The sequence below is a fragment of the Sediminicola sp. 1XM1-17 genome (genome assembly GCF_037203765.1).
Lineage (GTDB): Bacteria > Bacteroidota > Bacteroidia > Flavobacteriales > Flavobacteriaceae > Sediminicola.
In genome coordinates, this window is sequence record NZ_JBBCAS010000004.1 from 14,997 (window position 1) to 41,971 (window position 26,975).

Consider the following 26,975-nt stretch of genomic DNA (forward strand, 5'->3'; position numbering starts at 1 on the left):
AACCCATCCCGATTATATCTTTTCCGCTATCCTCAATTTGGCACTACGCGCCCTATTGTTCAATTTTATCTCCTCTCGGGTTGGAACAATTAACCCTCCAACCTTTTTCAAGGGAACATTTATATTCCCATAGAAATCTTTTTCCGGCTCCCCATCAAACTGGCCCGCCCTGATAAAGCGTTTTACCAAGCGGTCTTCCAATGAGTGGTAACTGATCATACTGAGCCTTCCACCCTTTTCCAAAAGCCCAGGCGCCTGCATCAAAAATTCTTTGATCACCTCGATCTCCTGGTTCACCTCAATACGGATGGCCTGATATATCTGCGCCAAGATCTTATGCTCCTTGGAGGCCGGCAAAAATTGCTTCAACACCCCCTTCAACTGATCTGTTGTCTGTATCGGAGACTCTTCTCTTGCCACCTCGATCACCTTGGCCATGGCATTGGCATTTCTCAGGTCCCCGTACTCAAACAAAACCCTTCTTAGATTATCGTAAGAGTACTTGTTGACCACATCGTGGGCAGAGATGGTGTTTTTCTTGCTCATCCTCATATCCAAGTCGGCATCAAACCTAGTTGAAAAACCACGTTCGGCCTTATCGAACTGGTGAGAGGAAACACCAAAATCGGCCAAAATTCCATCAACCTTTCTTACGCCATAGAATTTCAAAAATTGGGTCATGTACCTGAAATTCTCATGGATCAACTGAAAACGCTCGTCATCCAAAGCATTCTCCAATGCATCCTCATCCTGATCAAAGGCGAACAATTTGCCTTTTTCTCCCAATCTGCTCAGTATTTCACGGGAATGCCCTCCACCACCAAAGGTGACATCAACATACACCCCATCCTCTTTAATATTGAGCCCATCCACAGACTCCTTCAACAATACCGGATTATGATAACTCATCTCCATCATCTCCCATTACTTCTTCTGCCAAATCCGCAAAATCCTCAGCGGTTTCGTCTATTACTTTTTCATAACTATCCTTGTCCCAAATCTCAATAATGTTGATAGCCGAACTCAACACCACATCCTTGGTAATTCCCGCTATGGACACCAAATTCCTAGGAATCAGCAACCTACCCGTAGCATCGACCTCCACCACCTTTACCCCAGCAGAAAATCGCCTGATAAAATCATTGTTCTTCTTTTTGAAACGGTTTTTTTTGTTCATCTTCTCCATCAAAAGATTCCACTCTTCCATGGGATACAATTCCAAACAAGGCTGAAAAACGGAGCGCTTCAAAACAAAACCATTGGAAAGCATAGGGGCCATCTGATTCTTAAGGGCAACAGGCATCATTATCCTGCCCTTAACATCGGCTTTACACTCGTATGTCCCTATGAAACTTATCACAAAAGCGGTCGGTTTGTTTATATAACTCAAATATATAGAAATTATTACCACTATTTACCACAAATTACCACATTGTTGATAAATTTCTTATTTTTAGAATCGAAATAGCGTATAACACCTTGATAAATAGCTCAAAAAAAAGTGGTAGACTTTTCGAAACACCCTTTAAAACAGCGAGTTATTACAGCCCGTACATTTTATCCAAATGCATTGCTATTAGGTGGAATTGTCTATATTTGTCAACATAAGACCAGAAGCCATCCTTAAATGGAAGAACAAATACTTAAAGAAGGAAAATTTAGATATATCGAGACAGGTGAGGGAAAACCCATAATCATCCTGCATGGTCTCATGGGCGGTCTAAGCAATTTTCACGGAGTGATGGATTACTTTCCCGAAAAGGGCTATAAAGTGCTCGTTCCTGAACTTCCAATCTATGACATGCCCCTACTCAAGACAAACGTCAAAAGTTTTGCTAAATTCCTGGAACAGTTTATCGAATTTAAGGGACTTGAGGATGTGATTCTCTTAGGGAATTCACTCGGTGGCCACATTGGGCTATTACACACCAAACTATACCCCAAGATGGTCAAAGCCCTCGTTATTACCGGAAGCTCAGGATTGTATGAGAGCGCTATGGGTGACGGCTATCCAAAACGCGGGGATTATGAATTCATAAAAAAGAAGGCACAGGACGTTTTTTACGATCCCGAAGTAGCCACCAAAGAAATTGTTGACGAGGTATTCGCCACAGTCAACAATAGAATAAAACTGGTCAAAACATTGGCCATAGCCAAGAGCGCCATACGCCATAACATGTCCAAGGACCTTCCCAACATGAAGACCCCGGTATGTATTATCTGGGGTAAAAATGACAATGTTACACCTCCCAATGTTGCCAATGAATTCCATGCATTATTGCCGGACTCCGAGCTTTATTGGATAGATAAATGTGGGCACGCCCCCATGATGGAGCACCCTAAAGAATTTAATGCACTCCTGGAGGCCTGGCTCAACAAGCGCAATTTCTAAAGCAAGATTGACATGAAAATTAAGTCGGCCGACTTTGTAATGAGCAATTCCAAGGTGACCCATTGTCCGAAGGAACCATTACCGGAATACGCTTTTATCGGTAGGTCCAATGTGGGGAAATCTTCCCTGATCAACATGTTGACCCAAAAGAAGAGCTTGGCCAAAACATCGGGCAGGCCAGGAAAAACACAGCTGATCAACCACTTTAAAATCAATGAAAATTGGTTCTTGGTAGATTTACCGGGCTACGGTTATGCCCGTGTATCCAAAAAAGACAAAAAAACCTTCCAAAAATACATTACCGATTACTTTATGGAACGCCAGCAATTGGTGTGCGCATTTGTTTTGGTAGATATTAGACATGAACCCCAAAAGATTGACCTGGAATTTATGGAGTGGATGGGTGAAAACGGCATACCCTTCTGTATCATCTTTACCAAAGCGGACAAACTCAGACCCAAGGCCATAGAAAACCATATTGCCGCTTACATCAAAGATTTATTGGCCGGTATTTGGGAAGAAGCTCCACAGTATTTTGTAACCTCTTCCACCAATGACACGGGAAGGGAAGAACTATTGCTCTTTATTGACGACCTAAACGAGCAGTTCTTTAAGGAAATCCAAAATTCAGTTTTCTGAATTTAACAGAGACCTTACCCCCTATTCTTAAGAATTGCGATCAAATCTTCTGCTTTCTCAAGGGCATTCAACTCTTCGGTTCCAACATACACTTCCAAGCCGTTACCGGTATCAGCAAGAATAATGGGGAAGGTAAATTTGTGCCCAAATTTGGACGCATACGCCTTGGAAAACTCATCTTTATGCAAGAATTCCATTTCCACGGAAGACTGCAGCCTAAAGTTTTTCCAAAGGCTGTTTTCCGAAAACACCCCAAAAGTAATGTCGCACAGATTGCACTCATAGGTTTTGGGGCTCAGTATCTTGTGCGCCATATCCATTACCGCATTTCTCTTCCCAGAATTGGCATTGTAAATGAAAAGTAATTTTTCTTTGGTTACTGCTGTCCTACTGTTGTCCATATCAACCATTAAGTCACATCAAAACCAAAATACTTACAGATGTGCCTATTTCTTGAGCTCCAACTTCTCCGCGAAATAATCACAGAAATCCTTCATGGTCGCAGTCATTTTCTCATCTTGTGTAGCTTTCATAAAGGTATCGGACAAGGAAACCAGAGTCTGATGAAAGAATACTTTCATTTCATCCACCGGCATATCCTTGGTCCATAAATCTATTTTAAGGGATTCCTGATTTTTGCTGTCCCAAACAGAAAGCAACATGGCCTTGGCTTCCTCATTGTTGATACCACCATCCTGTGCGGACCAGCTCAATTTTTCCGGAACCCTATTTTCATCTACAGCTACCCTTAACGTTATCTCTGAAGTTACTAGTTTTGACATTTCAATATTTTTTATTTTAATCGATTGATTTCCTTGAAAACCTTAGATACTTTACCCCTTATGCCCTATTTACTGGGCTTGTATTTAGACCTTCTGAACACCTCTTCGGCAGGAAGACCCAACATCTGCTGCAGGGTCACATTGTTCTTTTCCATAAACGACCTTACAATTTCCCACCCAATATACCTTCCGATACGTCCGGGCGACTCATTGTCCAATTCCAACTGAAATTTTGAGAAAGGTGCCTGGTCCAAGAACCGCATTCCAAGTTTGGCGTCCGTGCTGTACAGGAGTTCGCGCTCAATAAAATAACGCCAGATCATTTCTTCATTGACCTTGGCCCATTCCAATTCCTCTGGAGTGTATCCAATTTTTTTCGCATCCAATTCCAATGGCAAAAGCTTATCCTTCAGGTAAAGCTCCTTACCATAATAGATCAGTTGTGCCAGGAAGGTACGCTCCCCTGGATACGGATTTACCATTTTTGCAAATGCTGCAGCCACATCGCTCACCATATACTCCGCATCCAGACCAAAGGAAATATATTTCTGTATACCGCCATAAAACTTATGTTCCGGTCCCAGATAGTTGTCCAGTCCAATGATCAACAATGAATCGGCCAATATGACCCGATTGTTATAATCCACATCGGAAGTAATCGTCACAACCGTTGGTACGCTAAAGTTTGGGAAGTAGTATTTGGCATGTTTAAAAAACAATTCCAGATCCCTGGTCTGCTTGTCAAAATTTGGAAAAGCAGTTCCCACTTCCTCCAAAAGCTCCCTTTGCAGGGTATCCTTTAATTTTGTTTCCCAAATACTATCGGGATATTGGGCAGGAAACAGATACGGGTACGTCTTTTTAAGCACAGGGATATCCAAAGGCCCGGCTTTGGCAAAATCCCTATCAAAACGTAAAACCTTTACATCAACATCTATATTCTGAACCTCTTCCTTGACTTTTTGATCCTCACCACAGGCCATAAGTACAAAACACAGCCCCAAAATCAGTACAATTGGATTTTTCATCTAAAGTAATTACTGCTACACTTTAATATTAAGCGCTTACGCTTTATTTTTACGGAGCAAAGTTAATTGTTTTCAACTTAAAAAGGACTTCTATGCAAACGGAAAAAGTTATAGATCATATCGTAAAATGGCTAAAAGATTATGCAACCAATGCCAAAAGCAAGGGATTTGTAATTGGTATTTCCGGGGGCATTGATTCCGCCGTAACCTCAACACTCTGTGCCAAAACAGGGCTGGACCTTTTGTGCTTGGAAATGCCCATCCACCAAGCCGAAAATCAGGTGGACAGAGCCAGTAGACATATAAACTGGTTGGAGAAGAATTTCCCAAGGGCAAAAAGACAAGAAGTGAACCTAACGCCCGTATTCGATCAATTGGTTGCCTCCCTCCCTCCGGTAGAGACAGAAGAGGAACGTTTTATGTCCTTGGCCAATACCCGTGCAAGATTGCGCATGACCACGCTTTACTACTTTGCCGCACTGGAAGGGTACCTGGTTGCCGGAACCGGAAACAAGGTTGAGGATTTTGGGGTCGGATTCTATACCAAATACGGAGATGGGGGTGTAGACCTTAGTCCTATTGCTGATCTCTTGAAGACAGAAGTGTATGCCATCGCCGAAGTACTTGGAATAAACCAGGAGATCATCAAGGCAGCACCTACAGATGGACTTTGGGGTGATGACAGAACGGATGAGGACCAAATAGGAGCATCCTATCCCGAATTGGAATGGGCCATGAAAATGAAGGAAGAAGGTAAAGCTGAAAGTGATTTCACAGGAAGGGAAAAAGAAGTTTTTCGTATCTTTATGAGATACAACACTGCCAACCAACATAAGATGATTCCGATACCGGTTTGTGAGATACCCATTGCTTTAAAATAACCACTTAGCAGAAAATAGCGTAAATAAGACGAATAAAATGCCAAAAAATGGGTGATTTGTCAAAAAAAACCAACATTTGTTTCAGGAATTAAAGATTTTAACCTTACATTACCTGTCAGTATTTTTTTATGATGAAGTAAGTGACGTTGGGATCTACAAAACAAAGCATAATGATAAAAGTTTTAATTGCAGACAATCATCCTATTGTCCGAATGGGCATCAAACACGTATTGGAAGCTGCTTCTGATTTTGAGGTCATTGATGACGTTTCGAATACTGACGAGCTGTTTAAAAAATTGGAAAGAGTAACTCCAGATGTGGTCATTTTAGAAATGGATATTCCTGAAATCAATGGGATTGCCGCTTTGAGAAAAATGAAACAGGATTTTCCCGATGTCAAGGTTCTAATTTATAGCGGACAATCAGAGGATGTTTATGCACTTAGTACCATTAGAGCTGGCGCCTATGGATATTTGTCTAAAGTAGCCGATATAGATTACATCATAACGGCCACACGAAAAGTTAGCGAAGGCAATATGTTCATAACCAATGAATTGGCCCAGCGACTGGCATTTGATGAAGGCACCCAAAAACCAAGAAGATTTTTCAGAAAACTCTCTTCCAGGGAGGTTGAAGTCTTGAAATTATTGGCCAGCGGAAAAAGAAATAAAGAAGTAGCACTAGGGCTGAACCTCAATGAAAAAACGGTCAGCACCTATAAGGCCAGATTGATGAAAAAATTAAATGTGGACAATCTCGTAGATCTATTGCAACAAGCAAAGGCATTGGAACTTTATTAGATCTTCACTAAAGTTATATCAAAAGCCATGGTAAAAACCGTGGCTTTTTTGTTTATAAAAATTAGGACAGCACCCTATTCAATTTCTTGTTGAGCAATTTGTTCAACTGCAGGTAGTTCATGATTTCCTCGAGCGTTTCCCTATGGTCTTCCTCCATATTCTGGGTATTCTGCTGTAGAACGTCTATTCTCCTTTTGATCAGAAAACAACGAAGCGTAAGGATGGTCTCACTGACCAATTGTGCCACTCCTACCTTTTTCTCTTTTGGATAAATATCCTTCCGTTCCCAATCGTGAAGCACATACTTATCCTCCTCCATCAAAATGGAAGAAATTTCGGATACCAGTTCCTGGTCCAACTCCGACAAAAAACTGTTGATAGCAAAGTCTTCTTTCTCGTTGAGGCCTTCGATCAGCTTATAGTAGATATTCTTAAATTGCTCATGGGTAAGCTCTATCTCATCTTCTTGAAGGTCCAAATATATTTTCTCATATACCTTGGCCTCCAGAACCTCGGGTTCCAAAACCAAATCCCCAGATTCGTTCTCTTTAAGGATCAGATCTTCAAATTCCTGTTTCTGATTGCCGTACAATAGCAAGAGCTCAATGAGTTTTCGTTCCAATTCATATTGGACATCTACCTTTTCAACCGCCTTCTTATCGTTCTTTACCACTTCAAATGCCCTTTGCTCCTGAGGGGCCTTTTTAGCAGCCTCGGCCATATCCTTTTTACCGATCTGAGCCAAAGTATTGAACAGGACCGCTTCGGAAATGTTCATGATACTGGCACATTCTTGGACATAGATCTCCCTTTGGATCCTATCGGGGATCTTGGAAATACTATGTACGATATCCCTCACGGTATCGGCCCGTTTGATGGGATCGTTCGCAGCCTCCTCAACCAAAAGTGAAGCCTTGAACTGTATGAAATCCTTGGAATTGTCTTGCAAATAGGCAATCACATCCTCATAGGTATTATTCTTTGAAAAGCTGTCGGGATCCTCTCCTTCCGGAAAGGTACATATCTTAACATTCATGCCCTGTTCCAAAATAAGGTCGATCCCCCGCAACGATGCCCTTAACCCTGCAGCATCCCCGTCAAACAACACCGTAATATTTTTGGTAAGCCTATTGATCAACCTGATCTGATCTGGCGTAAGGGCGGTACCACTGGAAGCGACAACGTTATGTATCCCCCTTTGGTAAAACTGTATCACGTCTGTATACCCTTCTACCAAATAGCAATTGTCCTCCTTGGCAATAGCTTGTTTGGCGTGAAAGATCCCATAGAGGACCTTACTTTTGTGGTAGATATCACTTTCCGGAGAATTGAGGTACTTGGCCGCCTTTTTGTCGTTGGTGAGAATTCTACCCCCAAATCCCAAAACCCTCCCACTCATGGAATGAATGGGAAACATGACCCTGCCCTTGAACCTATCAAATTTTTTGGTTTCTCCGCCACCTGGATTTTCCTTGATAATGGTCAGACCCGTTTTTTCGAGGTATTTTAATTGATACCCTTTGTCCAAAGCGGTATTGGTAAAAGCATCCCATTGATCCAAACAATACCCAAGACCCCATTTCTCAATAGTTTCGTCAGTAAAACCACGTTCTTTGAAATAGCTAAGCCCTATGGCCTTGCCCAGCTCTGTTTCCCTGAGGGTTTCCGTGAAATATTGTTGCGCATATTCGGAGACGAGGTACATACTCTCCCTTTCATTGGCCTCTTCCTTTTGTTCGCTGCTCTGCTCGGTCTCTTCAATTTCAATATTGTACTTTTTTGCCAAATATTTAATGGCCTCCGGATAGGTGAAATGTTCGTGTTCCATTAAAAAAGCAACAACATTCCCTCCCTTCCCACTGGAAAAATCTTTCCAGATCTGTTTTACCGGGGAAACCATAAAACTAGGGGAGCGCTCATCGGTAAATGGACTGAGGCCCTTGAAGTTGGATCCCGACTTTTTGAGCTGTACAAAATCCCCAATCACCTCTTCCAATCTGGCGGTTTCGTATACTTGGTCTATGGTAGATTTTGAAATCAAAGCAGTAGTTTAGAGTGGGCTTAAAAGTAACAAAATAGGAGCGCTTTTGAAAGAGAAATCTATTGCATAACTTTACACCAGTAAGGACGAAAGAAAAAGCCATTAAAACATGATCTTATTTTTGGGCACAAAATCGGGCAAGGAAGAAACCAAATTATTGGCCGGTATTTCCTGTCCCTATTGCAAGCAAACCAATACCCTGAGCGCAATCACCTCCCCTACCTATTTCCATCTTTTCTGGATCTCCCTTTTCAAAGTATCCACCAACCATTTTGTGGAATGCTCCCACTGTAAAAGGGCCTACTACAAAAATGAATTTACACCGGAAATGAGGCAAGCCTTGGGTATTGACTAAGTTACATCCTCACCCTAACCACCCTGTTCACAGACTACATATCAAACCTAAGACCCAGTGATATGTTCCGCTGTTCAACTACCGCATCCTTGAACAAAGGATTAAGATCGTATTTGAAATATAACAGGGTCCCGCCAAATCCGGTATAGGCGCTAATTCCATAAATGAAGTTACTTGAATTGTAGTCTCTTTTAATTTTGTCCTTAATATCGTCCCCATCAATTTCATATTTTAATTTTTGACGTGTACCCATATTAACACCACCATAGACTCCTACTCCAATTCTGAATTGTTTATCCACAGCGTAGCGAATAGCATTCTCCGATGTGGTAACTTTGGAAGGCCCGAATTCTAAATGTACGGGAAAAACCAAATTATCCATTCTTAGTTTCGCTTTTTCCAAGTCGTTCGGAAATTCCTCTAGGACGGTCTGGTCCCCATCTGTTGCAAAATATTGATTATCAGTAGGCTTCAAACCGTTGAATTGAAATGAAACACCGTAATGCAACCTCATAAAATTGGAATTTTCAAAAACCCTGGTTCTCCATGCCCAACCAATTTCAAAAAATCTACTTCCCCCGATTTTATAGGGAGAATCCTCCAATGTCTGACCCTCTATTAAAGAATTGTTCAAACCAAACGCCATGACCAAATCCGAATAGGTACGGCGGTCATAAGCCTGTTCTGCCTTCTTTTTATTCGAATTGACGGCCAAAAGCGGCCTATTATCCTTATCAATTCCCAATCTAAGTTTCCATTGCAAAGTATCTGACGCAATACCTAAATACTCTTCATTGGGGTTACGTTCCAACAACAATATTTTATTATCAATGATTGCCAACCTGTTCTCTATGTTCAGCGCCCGTTTCTTTGCCGCCTCCTGCTTAAGGTTTTGAGCCTCCTCCTCCGTTATCTTTTTGACTTCCAACAATTTGTTGATCTCCAAAATTTCCAATTTCAACGCTTCCTTTTCCTGGTCCGTTACTTTATTTCTAGAATTTTTCAATTCTTCCACCCTATTTCTACTGGCTTCCTGGGCATACCCATTTCCGCTGAAGACCAAGATTGCCACTAACACTAATAACACATTTAAAGTTCTCATAACTGTTCCGATTTTTTTCAGTCCCTTCCCGCCCCCATTCTTAATTGAATGGGGCGCTAGAGGACTTTTGATTAATGATTGATGAATTTTTTACTTATTTTTTTTATTCATTCCGGGATGCAACAGCTGTTCGCACTTTTAGAAAACCGTCCCGCAGGGCTTCAAAAATCTGATCCCTAAAAGTCCGGTCCATTTCACCTTCTACCTGTACCAACAAAGCCATGGCATCTACCGTATTATTCTTGAGAAACAATTGTTCCTTAATTATTTCCTGTTGCGCACCTCTCATCAAGGAATCTATTTCCACATCGGTGACTTTCACTTGGTTTTGCTCCAGCAAACCAATCTGTTCCATCATTTGGGAGATTTTGGAATCAATGACCTCCTGGGTCTGTAGAGGCAAATCTCCGTTGGATTCGCCTGTAATTTGGCCGGCAACAGCTCTAGTTCCGGTCTTTGATCGGTCTGAAATGTTGCTTTCGTTATCCTTTTTCTCATTGGCTACCGAATTTTCAGCAATACTTCCCAAAATATTTTTCTCTCTAATATTTTTGTCCTGTTTTTCCCCTTGTTGCTCGGTACTACGGTTACTAAGCTGCTGTTTTTCACTGGAAGTTTGTACATTTTCCGTGTCCACCACTTGATCCACCTCAGTAGCAGTTTTGCCCCGACCCATGATATAAATGGAAGAGACCAAAACAACGCCTATAAATCCGGCTGCTATACCATACCAAAAGATGCTATTGGGGCGACCAGGTCTTTTGGTCGTATTGATCTGGGAAGCTATGGCTTCCCATGCGTTTTCGGATGGCTCTATTTTCCTCCGATCCAACTTATCCTTCATCTGTTCTTCAAACTTCATGGGTGCCATAATAACTCTAATTAATGTTCAACTGTAATCAAAACTCCTACCTACCCCTGCGAAATCAAATGGCAGCAAGGCTATTCACAATCACTAAGGGGTATGTATTTGTCCGTAGGCCGCCAAAGACCTTAATTCTTCCTGTAATCGTTTCCTCGCCTTGTACAATTGCGACTTGGAGGTACTTTCAGAAATCTGCAGCATTTCGGCGATCTCACTATGCTTGTAACCCTCCAAAGCATAGAGTCCAAATACCAACTTATACCCCTCTGGCAAGGCGTCAATTAAGGTTTGAATTTCATTTACCTCCAGTTCAGAACCTATGGAAACATAATCTTGTGATTGATTATCGAGCATTTCCCCATCAAATACAATGGGCTGCTGTTTTCTGAGATAGGTGATGCATTCCCTCACCATTATTTTCCGGATCCATCCCTCAAAACTACCCTCATGCTTAAAAGAGTTCAAGTGGGTAAATACCTTTAAAAAACCTTGAACCATAACATCCTCAGCAAACTGCAAATCCTTGATATATTGCCTGCAGACACTCAGCATTTTAGGAGAATGCCTCTCATACAGCCATTGCTGAGCCTCGCGCTTCCCAGAAGCTGCCTTTTTGATCAGGAGCTTTTCATTGGTATAAAAAGTAATTATTTTCAAAGCGGGTTGGTGTTGAGTTCTATTTTTATAGACGCTCTAAAATTAAAAAAGGTTGCTTGGAAGAGTAAAAAAAGTCCAATTATTTTCAAAAGCCCTTATTATTTACAACTTAGCGAAGATCAAAGTTGTTTTAGTTATAGGTCCAATGCTAGCACACCAGCATTTAGCATGATAGCTGGCCACGATACTACAATAGTATTGCTTGAATTTTATTTTTTACGCTCCACCACGTAGTTCACCATAAGAATCAGGGAACTTTTGTATGGGGAGTCAGGATAGGATTCCAAGAGTGTTAGGGCCTCTGTTTTAAAAGCCAGCATTTTATCTACGGCATAATCCAAACCACCATGGCTCTTAACAAAACCGATGACTTCCTTGACCCGTTTTTTATCCTTATTGTGGTTTTTAATGGAATTGATCAGCCACTTTCTATCCCTTTCCCCTACCTTATTGAGCACATGGATCAAGGGCAGGGTCATTTTTTGTTCCTTGATATCAATTCCGGTAGGTTTTCCAATTTGCTCTGAGCCGTAGTCGAAGAGATCATCTTTGATCTGAAAGGCCATACCTATCAATTCCCCAAATTTCCTAAAGGTTTCTACCTCTTCAGAATCCGGTTTTACAGAACAGGCTCCCAGACTGCAACAAGCGGCAATCAGCGTTGCCGTTTTCTGACGGATAATTTCATAATACACTTCTTCGGTAATATCGAGTCTCCTTGCTTTTTCTATCTGTAGCAATTCTCCTTCGCTCATCTCACGAACGGCGACGGAAATAATCTTAAGAAGGTCGAAATCTCCATTATCTATAGATAGCAAAAGGCCCTTTGATAGGAGATAATCCCCTACCAGTACGGCAATTTTATTCTTCCATAAGGCATTGATGGAGAAAAACCCTCTGCGTTTGTTGCTGTCATCAACAACATCGTCATGAACCAAGGTGGCGGTATGTATCAGTTCAATAACAGACGCTCCACGATAGGTCCGTTCATTGATCTCCCCTTCGGAGAGCATTTTGGCGGTCAGAAAAACGAACATCGGTCGCATTTGTTTTCCTTTCCTATTGACTATGTAATAGGTGATCCTATTGAGCAGCGCTACCTTGGAGGACATGGATTCATAGAACTTTTTTTCAAAAAGTTCCATTTCCTGGTTAATGGGTTCTCTAATCTGATTTACAACTTTCACAAAGTATGTTTTTCCAATTTGTTTGGAATAGATTTGATTCTGTAAAATTAAGTAAAAATAAAAGGCTTACACCACAACTTGGTCAATCGGTTTGAAAAAATAGAAGCCTGCCGTTATGATGGCCCATCAATTCAAAAACAAACCAGATTGGAAGGTCGAGTTACCTACCTTGGTTATCCTATCTATTGCTTATTGGCGAGTTGGCCACAGGCGGCATCGATATCCTTCCCCCGAGACCTTCGTACGGTTACCGTAATGCCATTACGCTCCAAGGTATGCACATACCGGTCTATAGCGCTGTTGGAGGCTTGTCTAAATTCTCCATCATCAATAGGATTGTACTCTATTAGATTCACCTTGGAAGGTGCAAATTTGCAGAAATCCACTAGGGCATCCACATCTTTCTGTTGATCATTGATCCCTTCCCAAACCACGTATTCATAGGTAATCCTGCTTTTGGTCTTGTTGTACCAGTATTGTAGGGACTCTCTAAGATCGGCTAGGGTAAAAGTGGCATTAAAGGGCATAATGGACGTTCTAATATCATCTATGGCCGAATGCAGGGAAACAGCCAGTTTAAATTTCACTTCCTCATCAGCCATTTTCCGTATCATCTTGGGAACCCCGGAGGTGGATACAGTGATTCGCTTGGGAGACATCCCCAATCCTTCTGGAGAGGTAATTTTTTCTATGGCCTTTAGTACATTGTTATAGTTCATCAATGGCTCTCCCATACCCATAAAGACAATATTGCTCAAGGGCCTATCAAAATACAATCTACTCTCATTGTCGATCACCACAACTTGATCATAAATCTCGTCGGGGTTCAGATTGCGCATCCGTTTTAAACGGGCCGTTGCGCAGAATTTACAATCCAAGCTACAACCCACCTGACTGGATACACAGGCTGTGGTCCTAGTTTTGGTTGGAATCAGCACCGATTCTACCACCAAATCATCATGGAGGCGTACGGCGTTTTTAATGGTCCCATCACTACTGCGCTGCATTTGGTCTACCTTGATATGATTGATCACAAAATTGGCTTCCATCATTTGTCGGGTCTCCTTGGAAATATTGGTCATCGCCTCAAAGGAATGGGCAGACTTTTGCCACAACCATTCATATACCTGGTTCCCCCTGAACGCTTTGTCCCCTTCACTAACGAAAAAGTCCCTTAGCTGTTCCTTGGTAAGTGCCCGTATGTCTTTCTTTTTTACCGTTTCCATTTGTATGCAGCAATATTATCTTATAAAAAATCCCGCCTATCCTTCCATAATGCAAGGATAAAGACGGGACTTTATGAGTATTGAATTAATTATATGATCAACATGGCATCCCCGTAGGAATAGAACTTATAACCCTCCAATATGGCTTCTTTATAAGCCTTTTTCATCAGGTCATGGCCCATAAAAGCCGATACCATCATCAACAAGGTCGACTTTGGCAAGTGAAAGTTGGTTACCATGGCTGTGGCAATACTGAATTCATAAGGGGGAAATATAAATTTATTGGTCCACCCGTCAAACGTATTCAATGTCTGGTTGGAGGACACTGCACTTTCCAATCCACGCATGGCAGTAGTCCCGATAGCACATACCCTACGTTTATTTTTCTTGGCGCTGTTTACCACTTCCGTGCACTTCTCATCTATGATGAGCTCTTCGCTATCCATCTTGTGTTTGGACAGATCTTCAACCTCAACAGGATTGAAGGTTCCCAATCCAACGTGCAAGGTTATCTCGGCAAAATCTACTCCCTTTATTTCCAAACGCTTCAACAAGTGCTTGGAGAAATGAAGTCCGGCCGTTGGCGCGGCAACCGCTCCTTCATGCTTTGCATAAATGGTCTGGTATCGTTGCTCATCTTCCGGTTCAACATCCCTTTTTATGTATTTTGGAAGTGGAGTCTCTCCCAATTCCCTCAATTTCCTTCTAAAATCGGTATAGGAACCGTCGTAAAGGAAACGCAAGGTTCTACCCCTTGAGGTGGTATTGTCAATAACCTCAGCCACTAAACTCTCATCATCCCCAAAATAAAGTTTGTTTCCAATTCTTATTTTACGGGCAGGATCAACCAAAACATCCCAAAGACGTTGCTCTTCGTTCAATTCACGAAGTAGAAATACTTCAATCCTAGCACCGGTCTTTTCTTTGTTACCATATAAACGGGCCGGAAAAACTTTGGTATTGTTAAGCACCATGACATCCCCCTCATCAAAATAATTGATCAGGTCCTTGAACATTTTGTGCTCTATTTTTCCAGTCTCCCTATGAACTACCATTAACTTGGACTCATCCCTATTTTCCGAAGGATATTCAGCCAATAATTCATTTGGAAGCTCAAAATTAAAATGTGATAATTTCATTGATATTTTTTTAGTGAAGCTTTTAGCGGCTGCAAATATACAACCCTAGAAGGGGGGTTGTCAAGTAAATACCTCTTTAAATGCAAATTAAGATTCTTTGATGTAGAACCCGAGCTTTTTTAGATCGTTCCAAAAGTCTGGATACGACTTTGAAACTACTCCTGCATCGTTGACCCATAAACTTTGTTTTAGGGCCAAAGGTGCAAAAGCCATAGCCATTCTATGATCGTTATAGGTATCTATGGCCACATCCTTCTTGATGTCCTTGGACGACTCCAAGGTGAGGGATTTATCGGTGACACCAATAGAGGCACCCAGCTTGGTCAGTTCAGCCTTTAAGGCTTCCAACCTGTCCGTTTCCTTTATTTTTAGGGTATGCAGCCCTTCCAAGTGACATGCCATCCCCAGTCCAAAACAGGTTACAGCTATGGTTTGGGCGATATCAGGTGCGTTGGCCAAATCCAGGGATATGGATGATCCCGAGGGTATTTCCCTATTTTTTTTGAGACAAACCGAATGGCCCTCAAAAGTAGTTTCTACACCAAATTGGGTATAGATTTCGGCCAAGACGCTGTCTCCCTGCAGGCTGTTCTTCTTATAGGAAGACAAGGTTATCTCCGTGCCCAGGTCACAAAGGGCTACTATGCTGTAAAAATAAGAGGCGGAACTCCAGTCAGACTCCACTACCATTTTCATAGCAGGCACTTCCTTTTTTGCTTGAACCCTGATGGTATTCCCCTCAAAAGAATTCGCTATCCCGGCTTGGGTCAACAGGGACAAGGTCATTTTTATATAAGGGACAGAAGTTATTTTCCCTATTAATTCCAACTCCAAACCATTTTCCAGACTTGGTGCAATCAGCAAAAGGGCAGAAATATATTGGCTACTGATATCTGCCGGAAGGCTAACGTTGGATTTTTGAATGGTTTTACCCTTGATCCTTATGGGTGGGTATCCTTCGTTGTCAACATAGGAGATATCGGCACCCAAATGCTGTAGTGCCTCTACCAAGACCTTTATGGGCCTTTCTGTCATGCGTTGTGATCCGGTGAGCACCACCTCCTTGCCCGCTTGGGTTGCAAAATAGGCGGTCAAAAAACGCATTGCCGTACCGGCATGGTGAATATCTACCTCACCTTCAGAGATTTTCAGGCCTTTTTGCATGACCTGTGCATCGTCCGAATTGGAGATGTTGGCAATATCTATGTTCGGGAACAGTGCCTGTAACAACAACAAGCGATTCGACTCACTTTTGGAGCCTGTTATTTTGATGTCTGCCTTTATGCTCTTCGATGCAGGTGTTGAAAGATGTATCCTCAAGGGTCCTAAAATTTTAGAATATCGAATAAACTAAGCCCGATGGCCAATTTCTTACCAGCGATCTTCTATTTTTCCGAAAAAGTGAAACGTAAATATAGGACTATTTCAGCTTTTCATTGCCATGATGTCGGTCATGATCCCGCTTGGTTTTGAGATCTAACTTTTTATCAAAAGATTGTTGTAAATCTATCCCGGTTTGGTTGGCCAGGCAAAGGACCACGAAGAGAACATCGGCCAATTCCTCCCCGAGGTCTTTGTTCTTGTCTGATTCCTTTTCGCTCTGCTCCCCATAACGCCGGGCAATGATACGGGCCACCTCCCCAACCTCTTCTGTCAGTTGGGCCATATTGGTCAGTTCATTAAAATAACGCACCCCATGAGCCTTGATCCAATCATCTACCGCTTTTTGGGCATTTTGTATGTCCATGGTATTATATTTTGGACAAAACTACCCTTTCATTCATTTTTTCTATCATTTGTTTGTAATAATTTTTTAAAAAATCGTAATTGGCCGCAGAAATAATGGATTTATTAATGTCCGTACTCACCAGTAACTGAAGGCCATTTGCATTCACGGATACGTTATACCTGAATGCACCCAATCCCTCCGGTAACATGACCGAAATTGGTTCTGGAGCGGTTTCTATCTTATATCCCTCCGGGAGGTTGACATTGACGATAAATTTGGTGGTAGAGGCAAATCCAAAGTCAATCGGGAATTCACGCTTTTCCAATTTAAAGGGATTTTCGGTAGTCTTCAAAAAGAACAAAGGAGAAAAATAAAGTCGATCTCCAATGACCTCCACCTGTTTATCCTTTATAAAACTGTAGGTTTCTGAAATAGGGGCCATAAGATCTGAGGCGTTCACTACCTCGAACTCGCTAATTTCCATTCCTCCATACTTGTTCTCAAGTTCCTCGATATATTCCTCTTTTTTGTTGGCCATATATCCATCCCTGTAAAACATGGCCGTGTGACCTTTGTTGGTACTCCTCATTTTTCCTTGGATCCCGCCATCTTCCGCAATATTGACATTCAAGGAGATCGCTTTAAGGGCCGCATCATTGGGCAGAAGATCCACCAAAGTAGAATTGCCATCCTTCTCAATCATTCTTCCATTCCAATTCAACACCCTAAAAGGCAATACATTGGGGACACTGTTTTTTGCAGTAGCATCCAGCAAGAGCGTATTTCCTTGAAAAACCAAGCCACAGATCACATAATCATAACCCTCCCTGGTTGGAAATAAGGGAATACCGTTGTCCCTAGTACTTACCAAAACGGGATTTGCCTCGAGCCCCGCATATCGCAACATGGAGGTTAGCATTAAATTTATTTCTGCTACGTTACCCACGTTCTCATTGTAGGCCTTTTTGACGCCATCATTGGTATATTTTCCATAATTACCGTTCCAGGTTACAGTAGATTTCACAAAGTCAAAAATGGCCATCGCCTTCTCCATGGGATCTGAGATCGACTCTAACAGTTCATCCAAATCCTTATCATAATAACCCGTTCTATTCAGTTCCGATCCAAAACTAGAGCTCTTATAAATGGTCTTCACCACATCTTCCCAAGTGGTGGAATAATGTTCAAGTGGACTATTTGGAAATTTTGTAAATGCCAGTTCATAGCTAACGGCGGCCCTGTAATTGTTGATATTATTTACATGGGGCTCTTCCTTTAAAGCAGGAATATTGGCCATTTCATAGGTTGAAATATTTTTGGTATATTCAATAGTCGATGAATTATAGGATGTTGTGGTATTTGTGTATCCTGTCCTGGATTTCGAATTAAAAATAATCCTATCCGGTTGCGATTCCACTTTGGGAGCCACCATTAAATAACCTTTGGTGTTTACCCTAAAATTAAAATATTCTGGAGCCTCAAAAACCCCCAACAACTGTTTGATCGGTATATCGTGCTGTAATTTAAAATCTTCCACATTGGATATAAATGGGGAAACTACCGTGTACTTGTATTCAATGACGGAACCTTCCTTAATATTTGGCATGGTAAAACTGGTCTGATCAAAATAGCTGGACATCTCCACATCGAAAATACCGTCATTTCTAAGTTTGTCCTCTTCAATACTATTTCCAGTTAGATTAAACGTGTAGGCTTTCAGATTGGATACCTGTTCCTTTGAATTGCCATCCTTATAAAGGTTTATTTTTTTTGTTGCATAATCGAATCCCTCCTTGGTATAGATCTTGATTCTTTCATGCACATCTGTAATCATCTCAAAACCTGTATTTTGATTATAATTGAAGTAGGTTATTCTGTATTTGTACAAGTACGAAGCTACCGCAGCTGAGTCTGCTGGATTAAATTGCTCCTTAAGTTCCTCCTCGGAAACTTTACCAAACTTAAAATCTTGGCTTTGTACGGTGAATACCAATAAAAAAAGTATTACCAGTAATTTTGTTTGTCTGTACATCATGGTTGGTTGGTTTATGGTCGTATCTATATTTTAATTAAAACTATCTGGGCATTGTCATAACTCGCGGTTTCTTTCCTAAAATCCCTGTATGCATTATATTTCTCTTTTGGAAAAAGTCCTTCTTTTATCAATAAGCTTCTTTTGTATACCAGCTGCCTTTTTTCTTTATCAAGCTCAAAAACTACCTTGTAAGAGCCAAATTCATTCTCTATATTCTTTCCATCAGGCATTGCTTCCACCGCATAACCTTCTGGTAATGCAATGGTAAATTCATCTATATCATAGAATCCTCTCTGAATCTCCAACGGAAACTTTCGATCTCTATACCTAACAGGAACAAATCCATTTTTATTAAAAGCATTGGCCCTAAAAAATATCCTGTCCCCACTTTTGGAAGCATAATTTGAGGCCGCCACTACCACATTTTCAGAAAAGACAATGTCCTTTCTATTGTTCTGGAACTGATAACTTTCTATCATCAAATTATTGATATTGCTCCAATACTTTTTATAGTGTTTCTCAATATCTTCTTTGGGCCTATTTTCTAGGTAAAAACGTTGATCGTACTGTATCCCATAGGTTTCTATATTAATATTGCCATCAATACTCCCGTCTCCATACAAACTATATTTTGCGTTGGTTTTTTGTAAGTTATCCTCATCGGCATACTTGGTTGTAGTGGCCAACTCCCCGCCTTCGGGCTTAATGATCAATACCCGTCTGTCATCCGTAAAGTCTCCGATAAATCCAAAGGGATGCACTTGGGAGGTACAATCAATCCAATAATACTCGCCCTTATAGGGAATAGCCAATATCACATGGTTCCCCTGTCCTAGATCAGAAAAGTCTTCTTCAAAATCTACCTTATAGGTACCGGCTTCCACGTGGGTGTAATAAGCTTTGACGCCAACCGCCTCCAATAGCGCCATGGTATAGTTGGAAAGGCCCTTGCAATCCCCATATTTCACCTTGTCTACTTCAATGGCACTAATAGGCTGTAAACCTCCGATGCCAACTTGGACACTTATATATCTGGTATTCTTCTGCACATAATCATAGACCAATCTCGCTTTTTCAAGATCATCCTCCACACCTGATACAACCTTCCGTATTTTCTCCTTGGCCATTTCGGTCAACGCATCTTGGCCGGTTAAAAGATTGTTGTACATCCAAAGTCCCACATCGTTCCAGTTATTAAAAGTACCCTCATAACCGCCATAGGAAAAGTTAACCGATCTGGTCATTAATTTTGGGGTAATTTTATCAAAAGAAGGGCTCATTTCCTCTTCCTTGATCGCTTTAATGTCCGAAGCCTCATAAACTATGCTACCTGGATTTTCTGTCAGGACCACAGTAACCCCCTCTAGATTGCATCCCTTAATTTCTGGTTTCAGTTCAGGGGAGGCATAGGCAAGCCGATACCTGCTTTTTTCGGTACTTACATTGTATCCATTTAAAAAATACCAAGATGGAATTCCTCCCGTATCTTCCGTGGTAAGCTCATAACTGAACTCTATGGTATATGGGTATTGAACAGGGGTATAATCCAAATAAAGGACCCTGGAATCCGAGTAAAGTGTTCCCCCATCTACGGCACTAACATCTTTAAAATCCTTTTGTTTTATTTTATCCACTTCTTTGCCCAAAGGATTATAGATAACAGCCTGAATGTTTTTTATTTTACTGTGGTTGTTATATCCTACAGAGGCACCAACATGGCTATTTCCCAATTTATTGAGCACGGTTACCCTTCTCCTTAAAGAAACGTTCATTTCTTTTTTGGAGGCCAATGTCACGTCCATCTCGTCCAAACGGACAATGGCATTGGCATTGGCTGTTAAATCTTCTTTTAGTAAAAGGGATTGGTGGTCTAGTTGTGCGGTCAAAAAGTTGGTGGCCGTAAGCAAAAAACAGAAAAGTATAGGTCGCATTTAGTAGGTTGAGTAAAAATTCAGATTCTAAAATCGTAATTTTTTACTCAATTAACGAATATAATCGATGAAATATTGTTTATTCTCTATTTTTTGTGTCGATGGCAATGGTCACAGGACCATCATTGATGAGTTCCACCTGCATATCGGCGCCGAAAATTCCCGTACCTACTTCCTTCCCCAAATCCTGCTCCATTTGGGTGACAAATTTTTCATACAAGGGCACAGCCACAGGCGGCTTTGCTGCCTTTATATATGAAGGTCTATTCCCTTTTTTGGTAGAGGCGTGTAAGGTAAACTGACTCACCACAATGGCGTTGCCACCAATGTCAAGTAGGGATTGGTTCATGACCCCTTCCGAATCATTAAAAATCCTCAGGTTGACAATTTTTTTGGACAGCCATTCCAGATCTTCTTGTGTATCCGCATCCTCAATGCCCAATAAAACGAGCAGGCCATTATCTATTTTAGAAGTAATTTTCTCCTCCACGGCAACACTTGCCTTAGAAACCCTTTGTATTATTGCCCTCATCTATTTCTTGTGGTGAATGTCAATCCTATAGTTCTCCTCTTCCCCGGTTACCATCTGCACATAACTCCTGTACCTGCTCCATGAAACCTCATCTTTTTCCAAGGCCTCTTTTACAGCGCATTGGGGCTCATCCAAATGCAGGCAATTATTGAATTTACAGTCGCGTTTTAATTTGAAGAATTCCGGAAAATAGTCCCCTATTTCATTTTTTTCCATATCCACGATACCAAAACCTTTTATTCCGGGGGTATCAATGATCCTAGCCCCAAAATCCATATCGAACATTTCGGCAAAGGTTGTGGTATGCTGCCCCTGGAGGTGTTGCTGGGAGATTTCTGCAGTTTTAAGATCCAAATTCTGGTCTATGGCATTGATCAAGGTTGACTTTCCAACTCCGGAATGACCAGAAAACATACTGGTTTTTCCCTTCATCATCTCTTTGACCTCTTCCACATTTTTTCCTGTGATTGCGGAAATTCCCAAACAGGTATATCCTATTTCACGGTAAAGGGCTGCCATATATTTTACCTCTACCAGCTCGTCCTCGGTATACGTATCAATTTTATTGAACAGTAAAATAGCCGGAATGTGGTACGCCTCTGAAGTGACCAAAAAGCGGTCTATAAAACTCGTTGAAGTAGGTGGGTTGTTCAAGGTTACCATAAGAAAAACCTGATCCAAATTAGCCGCAATGATATGGGTCTGTTTGGACAGGTTGACCGATTTACGGACGATATAATTCTTCCTATCCGCTATTTCCGAGATAATACCTACGGTCTCATCACCAATATGCTCCACCTCAAACACTACATTGTCCCCAACCGCAATGGGATTGGTGCTTTTAATCCCCTGTATCCTGAATTTTCCTTTTATCTTACATTCATAAAACTTCCCATCAGTGGCCTTTACTGTGTACCAACTTCCTGTAGATTTATAAACGACTCCTAACATTAATTATGACGGTTTTATTTTTTACAAAGAAACAACATTCCTTTTTAATACCTTTGATATAGAAGCGTTTCATAGCCTATAATTAACCTCTAACCCATTATCCAATGAAGAAACTTTTTTTAGTCTCATGTTTGGTCCTATTGGCGAACATGGAAGCAAGCGCACAACAGTACAAAGTTATTACCAGTGTGGAATCTATTGTTCCGAACGGCCTGGGCAGATCCCGCCTCATCAATGCCACGGAAGATAAGGACTACAAAGAATTCACCAGTGTACAAACGGAAGACGACAATACCAGGAACAAGTCGGACCGTAGCGAAATTCGCGTTAAGAATTTTGAGGAAACAAAGTTGTTGAACTTCTACAATATTGGTGGCATCCGCTTCCAAAATATTGCTGCCAATGACGCCGTGATCACTTCAAAAATAAATGCCATGGTCGCCGAGGGCTGGGACCTTGCTTTTGTTACCAGTGCCGTAGAAAGTGAAAGTGGCAAAGATGACGGACAGGGTATTTTTATTACCCGCTACATCTTCAAAAAACAATAATCCTTTAACAAAAAAAGCCCCTCATCTGCTGAGGGGCTTTTTGTTTTATAACATCCAGAACTATCCGTTGATAATCTTTTCCTGATGGTTGATCGATTCCTGGTGGATGGCCTTGAACATTTTAAGGATAAATTCCTCGCTCAAGCCCCTGGTTTCCCCTTCCAAAATCATTTTGCCCAATATTTCGTTCCATCTGGTGGATTGAAGTACGGCAACGTTTCTTTTCTTTTTCAGGGCACCTATACTATCCGAAGTTTTCATCCTTTTGCCCAGAATATCCAACAACTGGTTGTCAATAACATCTATTTGGGCCCTTAGGTTACTTAAATCCTTGGTGTAATCCTCTTCGGAATCTGTTTCCTTTCTAATTTTTAGATCCCTCATGATTTGCTTCAAAACTGTTGGTGTTACTTGTTGTGCGGCATCACTCCATGCATTTTCAGGATCAAAATGTGTTTCTATCATCAAACCGTCAAAATTTAGATCCAATGCTGTTTGTGATACATCAAAAATCATATCCCTTTTTCCTGTAATATGCGAAGGATCGTTGATCAATGGCAGGTCCGGGAACCTGTTCTGAAATTCAATGGCCAGCTGCCACTCGGGAATATTTCTATATTTGGTCTTTTCATAGGTTGAAAAACCTCTATGGATTGCCCCCAAGTTTTTAATGTTGGCGGTGTACAACCTTTCAATGCCACCCAACCAAAGTGACAGATCCGGATTGATGGGATTTTTCACCAATACGATCTTATCCGTACCTTCCAGGGCATCCGCTATTTCCTGCATGATAAATGGACTCACCGTTGAGCGTGCCCCGATCCAAAGTAGGTCCACATCGTGTTCCAACGCCAGATCCACATGGGCCTTGTTGGCCACTTCCGTCGCCGTTTTCATACCTGTCTCCGCTTTTACTTTTTGCAACCACTTTAATCCAATGGCCCCAACACCTTCGAACATACCGGGACGGGTCCTTGGCTTCCATATCCCTGCGCGGTAGTAGTTTACATCGCTATCCTTTAACTCATGTGCAATTTTTAATACTTGTTCCTCTGTCTCCGCACTGCAAGGTCCTGCGATTACCAATGGATGGTCCAATTGCATATCGTCCAACCATGTTCTCATTTGTTTTGAATTTTCCATTTTATCGTATTCTAATTTTTATTAAGTGGTATTCCGTTCAATATTTCTTTTATTCTATTGGTACTGCTCATTTCGTTGTAAATCCCTTCATAATCCCCTTCTATGATCATCTTTTTGAATGCCTCCAAATTTTGGATGTATTCTTCCAAGGTCTCTATTACATTTTCCCTGTTCTGTTTGAAAATAGGCGTCCACATTGCTGGAGAACTTTTTGCCAAACGAACGGTACTTTCAAATCCACTCCCAGCCATATCAAAAATATCGCGTTCGTTTTTTTCCTTTTCAATCACCGTCTTGCCCAACATAAAAGAGCTTATATGGGAGAGGTGGGATACATAGGCAATATGCTTGTCGTGCGCCTCAGGATTCATATACCGGATGCGCATCCCCAGTTTGTGAAACAATTCCAACGCTCTTTCCTGTAATTTAAAAGCGGTTTTTTCTACCTCACAAATAATATTGGTCTTCCCTTTGTACAAGCCATTGATGGCTGCCGACGGTCCCGAAAATTCGGTTCCAGCAATTGGATGGCATGCCAGGAAATTCCTTCTTTTGGGATGTTGCTCCAACGTACTACAAATTAACGCTTTTGTGGACCCTGCGTCCAACACCACTGCGTTGTCATTTACGACATCCAAAACTTTGGGAAGCTCCGAAACCATTACATCTACAGGGATGGAAACAATGACCACATCCGCTATCGACAAATCTTCATAAGTAGCACCGTCATCAATCAAGCCCAGTGACAATGCCTCTTCCAAGTGCTTTTCATTGGTGTCAATTCCATAAATTTTGGCCCCTGGATCAAAATTTTTGATATCCTTGGCCATGGAGCCCCCAATTAATCCAACACCTATTATAAATACGTTCATCTCTTTAAAATCTACTTATTGCTTCCTTTATCTTGTCTTCTGTTACGCAGAGTGAAAACCGAATATACCCCTCCCCATTGCTCCCGAAAATGGTTCCCGGAGTGATAAATATATTCTTGTCATAGAGCACCTCATCAATAAATGCTTCCGCCGAACTAATACCGGCGGGCAATTTTGCCCAGACAAACATCCCCACCGCATTTTGTTCATCATAGACGCAGTTCAACTTATCGGCCAATTGAAACACCAAATTCCGCCTGGAAGTATATATCTGGGTCAGTTTATCAAACCAGACATCACTACTTTGAAGGGCTGCGATGGCCCCTTTTTGAATGCCGTAGAACATCCCTGAATCCATATTGCTCTTTACCTTTAAAATATCATCGATGTGGGATTTGCTCCCCAACACCATACCAACGCGCCAACCGGCCATGTTGAAGGTCTTACTGAGGGAATTGAGTTCCAGGGCCACCTCCATGGCGCCCTCCACCCCCAAAATACTGATAGGCTTCTGGTTGAGGACAAAACTGTAGGGGTTATCATTGACCAAAAGTATGTTGTTGCGTTTGGCAAAGGCCACCAAGTTCTTTAACTGTTCTTCCGAAGCCGTTGCCCCTGTAGGCATATGTGGGTAACTGGTCCACATAATTTTCACCTTGGATAGATCTTCTCTTTCCATGGCCTCCAAGTCGGGAAACCATCCGTTCTTGGCCACCAGATCATAATATTTGGGAACTGCTCCAACCAGATTGGTTACGGAGGAATAGGTAGGATATCCAGGATTGGGAATCAATACCTCATCCCCAGGATTTAAGAAGGCCATACTGATGTGCATGATCCCTTCCTTGGATCCCATCAAAGGCAACACCTCGCTAGCAGGATTCACAGAAACCCCAAATTTGGCATTGTAGAAATCAGCAAATGCCTCCCGTAATTCGGGTAGGCCCTGATAACTCTGGTACTGATGCGCACTCGCACCATTTACGGATTCCTGTAAAGCCTCAATCACCTCTTTGGAGGGGGCCAGATCCGGGCTACCAATACCCATATTGATAATGGGCCTACCTTCGGCCATCAACCCCCTAACTTCCCTCAATTTTTTGGAGAAGTAGTACTCTTCAACCGTTTTTAATCTATCTGCGGCAATCATAAGTTTCTTCCATTTTTATATTCACCCAATACCCGAAATTCTTCGGACATGATCTCTAAAAGTGATTTTGCTTTGGCGTAATGTGCGTACGTCTCAAAAGTGACATCCACGAAAAATGAATATTTCCATGGGCGCTCAATAACCGGTAAGGATTGGATTTTTGTCAGGTTCAGGTTACAATCGCTCATCACGTTCAATACCGCAGCGAGACTCCCCCTTTTGTGATCCGTTAAAAATCTGAGGGACGCTTTGTTAATCTCCTCCTCGGGAAGCACTTTATTCTGCGTCTTCACGATGATAAACCTTGTGGAATTGTTTTTAATGGTCTGGATTTCCGATGCTATGATTTCCAGATCATACAACTCGGCCGCCACCTTTGGTGCTATGGCCGCAATATGCTTCAACTGTCCATCCTGAATTCTCTTGGCGGTTTCCGCCGTATCCACGTCCTCTACCAATTTGATATTTGGATAATCCTTAAAATATTCCTTGCACTGCAATAAGGCCATGGGATGTGAATGCACCTCTTTGATATCTGCCATCTCCTGACCTTGGAGTACCATTAAATGATGATGTATATTTAAATAATGCTCCCCAATAATATGTAGTTCGTTCTTGTACACCAAAGCGTAATTGGGAATGATGGATCCAGCAATTGAGTTTTCAATGGCCATCACGCCTTTGTCTGCCTTTTTGGTGAGCAACTGATCTACAAGTGCATCAAAAGACATACACTCCACCAGGTCTATCCCTTCACCAAAGAAGTCTTTGGCCACTTGATGGTGGTTGGATCCTTTTATACCCTGTATTGCTATTTTTAATGCCATTTTTCTTATCAACCCCTGTTTTACTAGGGAATATTAGTTATTACCAGTACGTTGGTCTTTTGGATTTGGACCAAAAAAAAAGTCCCTGTTCTCACGGGACTTTTTTACTATCTATATTTTTTAAAATATGCTAGAACAGTCCCGTACCTCTCTTAAAAAAGAA

Annotated in this window: 28 protein-coding genes; 6 read left to right on the forward strand and 22 right to left on the reverse strand. The window is 41.6% G+C overall.

Annotated elements, in window-relative coordinates:
* Positions 1 to 12 precede the first annotated feature (12 nt).
* Together rsmH and mraZ are read right to left on the reverse strand one after the other, a co-directional pair.
* Positions 13 to 909 (reverse strand): 16S rRNA (cytosine(1402)-N(4))-methyltransferase RsmH, encoded by an 897-nt coding sequence (gene rsmH / locus WAA86_RS07250; RefSeq protein ID WP_337300574.1) that lies wholly within the window; start codon positions 907 to 909, stop codon positions 13 to 15.
* The gene (gene mraZ / locus WAA86_RS07255) at positions 896 to 1,360 is read right to left on the reverse strand and encodes a division/cell wall cluster transcriptional repressor MraZ (protein WP_337300333.1); all 465 of its coding nucleotides are present in this window, start codon (positions 1,358 to 1,360) and stop codon (positions 896 to 898) included. Before mraZ ends, rsmH begins: the two co-directional genes overlap by 14 nt.
* 267 nt (positions 1,361 to 1,627) lie before the next feature.
* On the opposite strand from mraZ, the gene WAA86_RS07260 reads away from it, so the two are divergent.
* Together WAA86_RS07260 and yihA are read left to right on the forward strand one after the other, a co-directional pair.
* Positions 1,628 to 2,392 carry an alpha/beta fold hydrolase gene (locus WAA86_RS07260; RefSeq protein WP_337300334.1) on the forward strand — a complete coding sequence of 255 codons (765 nt, stop codon included), beginning with the start codon at positions 1,628 to 1,630 and terminating at the stop codon, positions 2,390 to 2,392.
* Between the two features lie 12 nt (positions 2,393 to 2,404).
* Complete coding sequence (yihA, locus tag WAA86_RS07265; protein ID WP_337300335.1) at positions 2,405 to 3,031, forward strand: ribosome biogenesis GTP-binding protein YihA/YsxC; 627 nt, start codon at positions 2,405 to 2,407, stop codon at positions 3,029 to 3,031.
* 14 nt (positions 3,032 to 3,045) lie between these two features.
* On the opposite strand, the gene WAA86_RS07270 is transcribed toward yihA, so the two are convergent.
* The 3 genes from WAA86_RS07270 to gldB all read right to left on the reverse strand — a co-directional run bounded on the left by WAA86_RS07270 (position 3,046) and on the right by gldB (position 4,841).
* Positions 3,046 to 3,432: a GTPase gene (locus WAA86_RS07270; RefSeq protein WP_337300336.1), complete on the reverse strand. Its 387-nt coding sequence runs from the start codon at positions 3,430 to 3,432 to the stop codon at positions 3,046 to 3,048.
* Between the two features lie 45 nt (positions 3,433 to 3,477).
* Complete coding sequence (gene gldC / locus WAA86_RS07275; RefSeq protein ID WP_337300337.1) at positions 3,478 to 3,813, reverse strand: gliding motility protein GldC; 336 nt, start codon at positions 3,811 to 3,813, stop codon at positions 3,478 to 3,480.
* A 65-nt stretch (positions 3,814 to 3,878) separates the two neighbouring features.
* Complete coding sequence (gldB, locus tag WAA86_RS07280; protein ID WP_337300338.1) at positions 3,879 to 4,841, reverse strand: gliding motility lipoprotein GldB; 963 nt, start codon at positions 4,839 to 4,841, stop codon at positions 3,879 to 3,881.
* A gap of 92 nt (positions 4,842 to 4,933) precedes the next feature.
* Between gldB and nadE the strand changes: the two genes are divergently transcribed.
* Complete coding sequence (gene nadE / locus WAA86_RS07285) at positions 4,934 to 5,722, forward strand: NAD(+) synthase (RefSeq protein WP_337300339.1); 789 nt, start codon at positions 4,934 to 4,936, stop codon at positions 5,720 to 5,722.
* Between the two features lie 170 nt (positions 5,723 to 5,892).
* Positions 5,893 to 6,522, forward strand: a complete 630-nt coding sequence (locus WAA86_RS07290; protein WP_337300340.1) for a response regulator transcription factor — start codon at positions 5,893 to 5,895, stop codon at positions 6,520 to 6,522.
* 61 nt (positions 6,523 to 6,583) lie between these two features.
* Here WAA86_RS07290 and dnaG read toward each other — a convergent pair whose 3' ends face one another.
* A complete protein-coding gene (dnaG, locus tag WAA86_RS07295) occupies positions 6,584 to 8,563 on the reverse strand; it encodes a DNA primase (protein ID WP_337300341.1) in 1,980 nt (659 codons plus the stop codon).
* A 109-nt stretch (positions 8,564 to 8,672) separates the two neighbouring features.
* Between dnaG and WAA86_RS07300 the strand changes: the two genes are divergently transcribed.
* Positions 8,673 to 8,918: a zinc-ribbon domain-containing protein gene (locus WAA86_RS07300; RefSeq protein ID WP_337300342.1), complete on the forward strand. Its 246-nt coding sequence runs from the start codon at positions 8,673 to 8,675 to the stop codon at positions 8,916 to 8,918.
* Between the two features lie 34 nt (positions 8,919 to 8,952).
* Here WAA86_RS07300 and WAA86_RS07305 read toward each other — a convergent pair whose 3' ends face one another.
* The 12 genes from WAA86_RS07305 to rsgA form a co-directional block, all read right to left on the reverse strand.
* On the reverse strand, positions 8,953 to 10,020 hold the full coding sequence (locus WAA86_RS07305; protein ID WP_337300343.1) for a hypothetical protein: 1,068 nt from the start codon (positions 10,018 to 10,020) through the stop codon (positions 8,953 to 8,955).
* Positions 10,021 to 10,123: 103 nt separating this feature from the next.
* Positions 10,124 to 10,882, reverse strand: a complete 759-nt coding sequence (locus WAA86_RS07310) for a hypothetical protein (protein WP_337300344.1) — start codon at positions 10,880 to 10,882, stop codon at positions 10,124 to 10,126.
* Between the two features lie 93 nt (positions 10,883 to 10,975).
* Positions 10,976 to 11,542 (reverse strand): RNA polymerase sigma factor, encoded by a 567-nt coding sequence (locus tag WAA86_RS07315; protein WP_337300345.1) that lies wholly within the window; start codon positions 11,540 to 11,542, stop codon positions 10,976 to 10,978.
* 209 nt (positions 11,543 to 11,751) lie between these two features.
* On the reverse strand, positions 11,752 to 12,729 hold the full coding sequence (locus WAA86_RS07320) for a polyprenyl synthetase family protein (RefSeq protein ID WP_337300346.1): 978 nt from the start codon (positions 12,727 to 12,729) through the stop codon (positions 11,752 to 11,754).
* Between the two features lie 182 nt (positions 12,730 to 12,911).
* Entirely contained in the window at positions 12,912 to 13,955 is a 1,044-nt protein-coding gene (gene rlmN / locus WAA86_RS07325) for a 23S rRNA (adenine(2503)-C(2))-methyltransferase RlmN (protein WP_337300347.1), read from the reverse strand.
* A gap of 89 nt (positions 13,956 to 14,044) precedes the next feature.
* Positions 14,045 to 15,094 carry a tRNA preQ1(34) S-adenosylmethionine ribosyltransferase-isomerase QueA gene (gene queA / locus WAA86_RS07330; RefSeq protein WP_337300348.1) on the reverse strand — a complete coding sequence of 350 codons (1,050 nt, stop codon included), beginning with the start codon at positions 15,092 to 15,094 and terminating at the stop codon, positions 14,045 to 14,047.
* A gap of 87 nt (positions 15,095 to 15,181) precedes the next feature.
* Entirely contained in the window at positions 15,182 to 16,414 is a 1,233-nt protein-coding gene (locus tag WAA86_RS07335; RefSeq protein ID WP_337300349.1) for a 3-phosphoshikimate 1-carboxyvinyltransferase, read from the reverse strand.
* A 100-nt stretch (positions 16,415 to 16,514) separates the two neighbouring features.
* Complete coding sequence (locus WAA86_RS07340; RefSeq protein WP_337300350.1) at positions 16,515 to 16,841, reverse strand: nucleotide pyrophosphohydrolase; 327 nt, start codon at positions 16,839 to 16,841, stop codon at positions 16,515 to 16,517.
* Positions 16,842 to 16,845: 4 nt separating this feature from the next.
* Positions 16,846 to 18,858, reverse strand: coding sequence for a transglutaminase domain-containing protein (locus WAA86_RS07345; protein ID WP_337300351.1), 2,013 nt, complete (start codon positions 18,856 to 18,858; stop codon positions 16,846 to 16,848).
* Between the two features lie 23 nt (positions 18,859 to 18,881).
* The gene (locus WAA86_RS07350) at positions 18,882 to 20,789 is read right to left on the reverse strand and encodes a DUF3857 domain-containing protein (protein WP_337300352.1); all 1,908 of its coding nucleotides are present in this window, start codon (positions 20,787 to 20,789) and stop codon (positions 18,882 to 18,884) included.
* Positions 20,790 to 20,868: 79 nt separating this feature from the next.
* Positions 20,869 to 21,321, reverse strand: a complete 453-nt coding sequence (gene dtd, locus WAA86_RS07355; RefSeq protein ID WP_337300353.1) for a D-aminoacyl-tRNA deacylase — start codon at positions 21,319 to 21,321, stop codon at positions 20,869 to 20,871.
* Positions 21,322 to 22,272 (reverse strand): ribosome small subunit-dependent GTPase A, encoded by a 951-nt coding sequence (gene rsgA, locus WAA86_RS07360; RefSeq protein ID WP_337300354.1) that lies wholly within the window; start codon positions 22,270 to 22,272, stop codon positions 21,322 to 21,324. It abuts the gene before it with no gap.
* A gap of 104 nt (positions 22,273 to 22,376) precedes the next feature.
* Here rsgA and WAA86_RS07365 point away from each other — a divergent pair, with 104 nt between their 5' ends.
* Positions 22,377 to 22,820 (forward strand): hypothetical protein, encoded by a 444-nt coding sequence (locus WAA86_RS07365; protein WP_337300355.1) that lies wholly within the window; start codon positions 22,377 to 22,379, stop codon positions 22,818 to 22,820.
* 60 nt (positions 22,821 to 22,880) lie between these two features.
* On the opposite strand, the gene WAA86_RS07370 is transcribed toward WAA86_RS07365, so the two are convergent.
* Genes WAA86_RS07370 through WAA86_RS07385 form a run of 4 tightly spaced genes read right to left on the reverse strand, consistent with a single transcriptional unit; the run spans position 22,881 to position 26,812 of the window.
* Positions 22,881 to 23,963: a bifunctional 3-deoxy-7-phosphoheptulonate synthase/chorismate mutase type II gene (locus tag WAA86_RS07370; RefSeq protein WP_337300356.1), complete on the reverse strand. Its 1,083-nt coding sequence runs from the start codon at positions 23,961 to 23,963 to the stop codon at positions 22,881 to 22,883.
* Positions 23,964 to 23,974: 11 nt separating this feature from the next.
* Positions 23,975 to 24,835 (reverse strand): prephenate dehydrogenase, encoded by an 861-nt coding sequence (locus WAA86_RS07375; RefSeq protein WP_337300357.1) that lies wholly within the window; start codon positions 24,833 to 24,835, stop codon positions 23,975 to 23,977.
* A gap of 4 nt (positions 24,836 to 24,839) precedes the next feature.
* On the reverse strand, positions 24,840 to 25,985 hold the full coding sequence (locus WAA86_RS07380) for a pyridoxal phosphate-dependent aminotransferase (protein WP_337300358.1): 1,146 nt from the start codon (positions 25,983 to 25,985) through the stop codon (positions 24,840 to 24,842).
* Positions 25,982 to 26,812: a prephenate dehydratase gene (locus WAA86_RS07385; protein ID WP_337300359.1), complete on the reverse strand. Its 831-nt coding sequence runs from the start codon at positions 26,810 to 26,812 to the stop codon at positions 25,982 to 25,984. The genes WAA86_RS07380 and WAA86_RS07385 overlap by 4 nt, the downstream gene beginning before the upstream one ends.
* Positions 26,813 to 26,975: the final 163 nt, after the last annotated feature.

Bases quoted from the DNA above. Each gene is read 5' to 3' on its own strand.
- rsmH (WP_337300574.1), bottom strand. From the start codon at position 909: ATGAGTTATCATAATCCGGTATTGTTGAAGGAGTCTGTGGATGGGCTC.
- WAA86_RS07260 (WP_337300334.1), top strand. From the start codon at position 1,628: ATGGAAGAACAAATACTTAAAGAAGGAAAATTTAGATATATCGAGACA.
- yihA (WP_337300335.1), top strand. From the start codon at position 2,405: ATGAAAATTAAGTCGGCCGACTTTGTAATGAGCAATTCCAAGGTGACC.
- WAA86_RS07270 (WP_337300336.1), bottom strand. From the start codon at position 3,432: ATGGACAACAGTAGGACAGCAGTAACCAAAGAAAAATTACTTTTCATT.
- gldC (WP_337300337.1), bottom strand. From the start codon at position 3,813: ATGTCAAAACTAGTAACTTCAGAGATAACGTTAAGGGTAGCTGTAGAT.
- gldB (WP_337300338.1), bottom strand. From the start codon at position 4,841: ATGAAAAATCCAATTGTACTGATTTTGGGGCTGTGTTTTGTACTTATG.
- nadE (WP_337300339.1), top strand. From the start codon at position 4,934: ATGCAAACGGAAAAAGTTATAGATCATATCGTAAAATGGCTAAAAGAT.
- WAA86_RS07290 (WP_337300340.1), top strand. From the start codon at position 5,893: ATGATAAAAGTTTTAATTGCAGACAATCATCCTATTGTCCGAATGGGC.
- WAA86_RS07300 (WP_337300342.1), top strand. From the start codon at position 8,673: ATGATCTTATTTTTGGGCACAAAATCGGGCAAGGAAGAAACCAAATTA.
- WAA86_RS07305 (WP_337300343.1), bottom strand. From the start codon at position 10,020: ATGAGAACTTTAAATGTGTTATTAGTGTTAGTGGCAATCTTGGTCTTC.
- WAA86_RS07310 (WP_337300344.1), bottom strand. From the start codon at position 10,882: ATGAAGTTTGAAGAACAGATGAAGGATAAGTTGGATCGGAGGAAAATA.
- rlmN (WP_337300347.1), bottom strand. From the start codon at position 13,955: ATGGAAACGGTAAAAAAGAAAGACATACGGGCACTTACCAAGGAACAG.
- queA (WP_337300348.1), bottom strand. From the start codon at position 15,094: ATGAAATTATCACATTTTAATTTTGAGCTTCCAAATGAATTATTGGCT.
- WAA86_RS07340 (WP_337300350.1), bottom strand. From the start codon at position 16,841: ATGGACATACAAAATGCCCAAAAAGCGGTAGATGATTGGATCAAGGCT.
- WAA86_RS07345 (WP_337300351.1), bottom strand. From the start codon at position 18,858: ATGATGTACAGACAAACAAAATTACTGGTAATACTTTTTTTATTGGTA.
- WAA86_RS07350 (WP_337300352.1), bottom strand. From the start codon at position 20,789: ATGCGACCTATACTTTTCTGTTTTTTGCTTACGGCCACCAACTTTTTG.
- dtd (WP_337300353.1), bottom strand. From the start codon at position 21,321: ATGAGGGCAATAATACAAAGGGTTTCTAAGGCAAGTGTTGCCGTGGAG.
- rsgA (WP_337300354.1), bottom strand. From the start codon at position 22,272: ATGTTAGGAGTCGTTTATAAATCTACAGGAAGTTGGTACACAGTAAAG.
- WAA86_RS07365 (WP_337300355.1), top strand. From the start codon at position 22,377: ATGAAGAAACTTTTTTTAGTCTCATGTTTGGTCCTATTGGCGAACATG.
- WAA86_RS07370 (WP_337300356.1), bottom strand. From the start codon at position 23,963: ATGGAAAATTCAAAACAAATGAGAACATGGTTGGACGATATGCAATTG.
- WAA86_RS07375 (WP_337300357.1), bottom strand. From the start codon at position 24,835: ATGAACGTATTTATAATAGGTGTTGGATTAATTGGGGGCTCCATGGCC.
- WAA86_RS07380 (WP_337300358.1), bottom strand. From the start codon at position 25,985: ATGATTGCCGCAGATAGATTAAAAACGGTTGAAGAGTACTACTTCTCC.
- WAA86_RS07385 (WP_337300359.1), bottom strand. From the start codon at position 26,812: ATGGCATTAAAAATAGCAATACAGGGTATAAAAGGATCCAACCACCAT.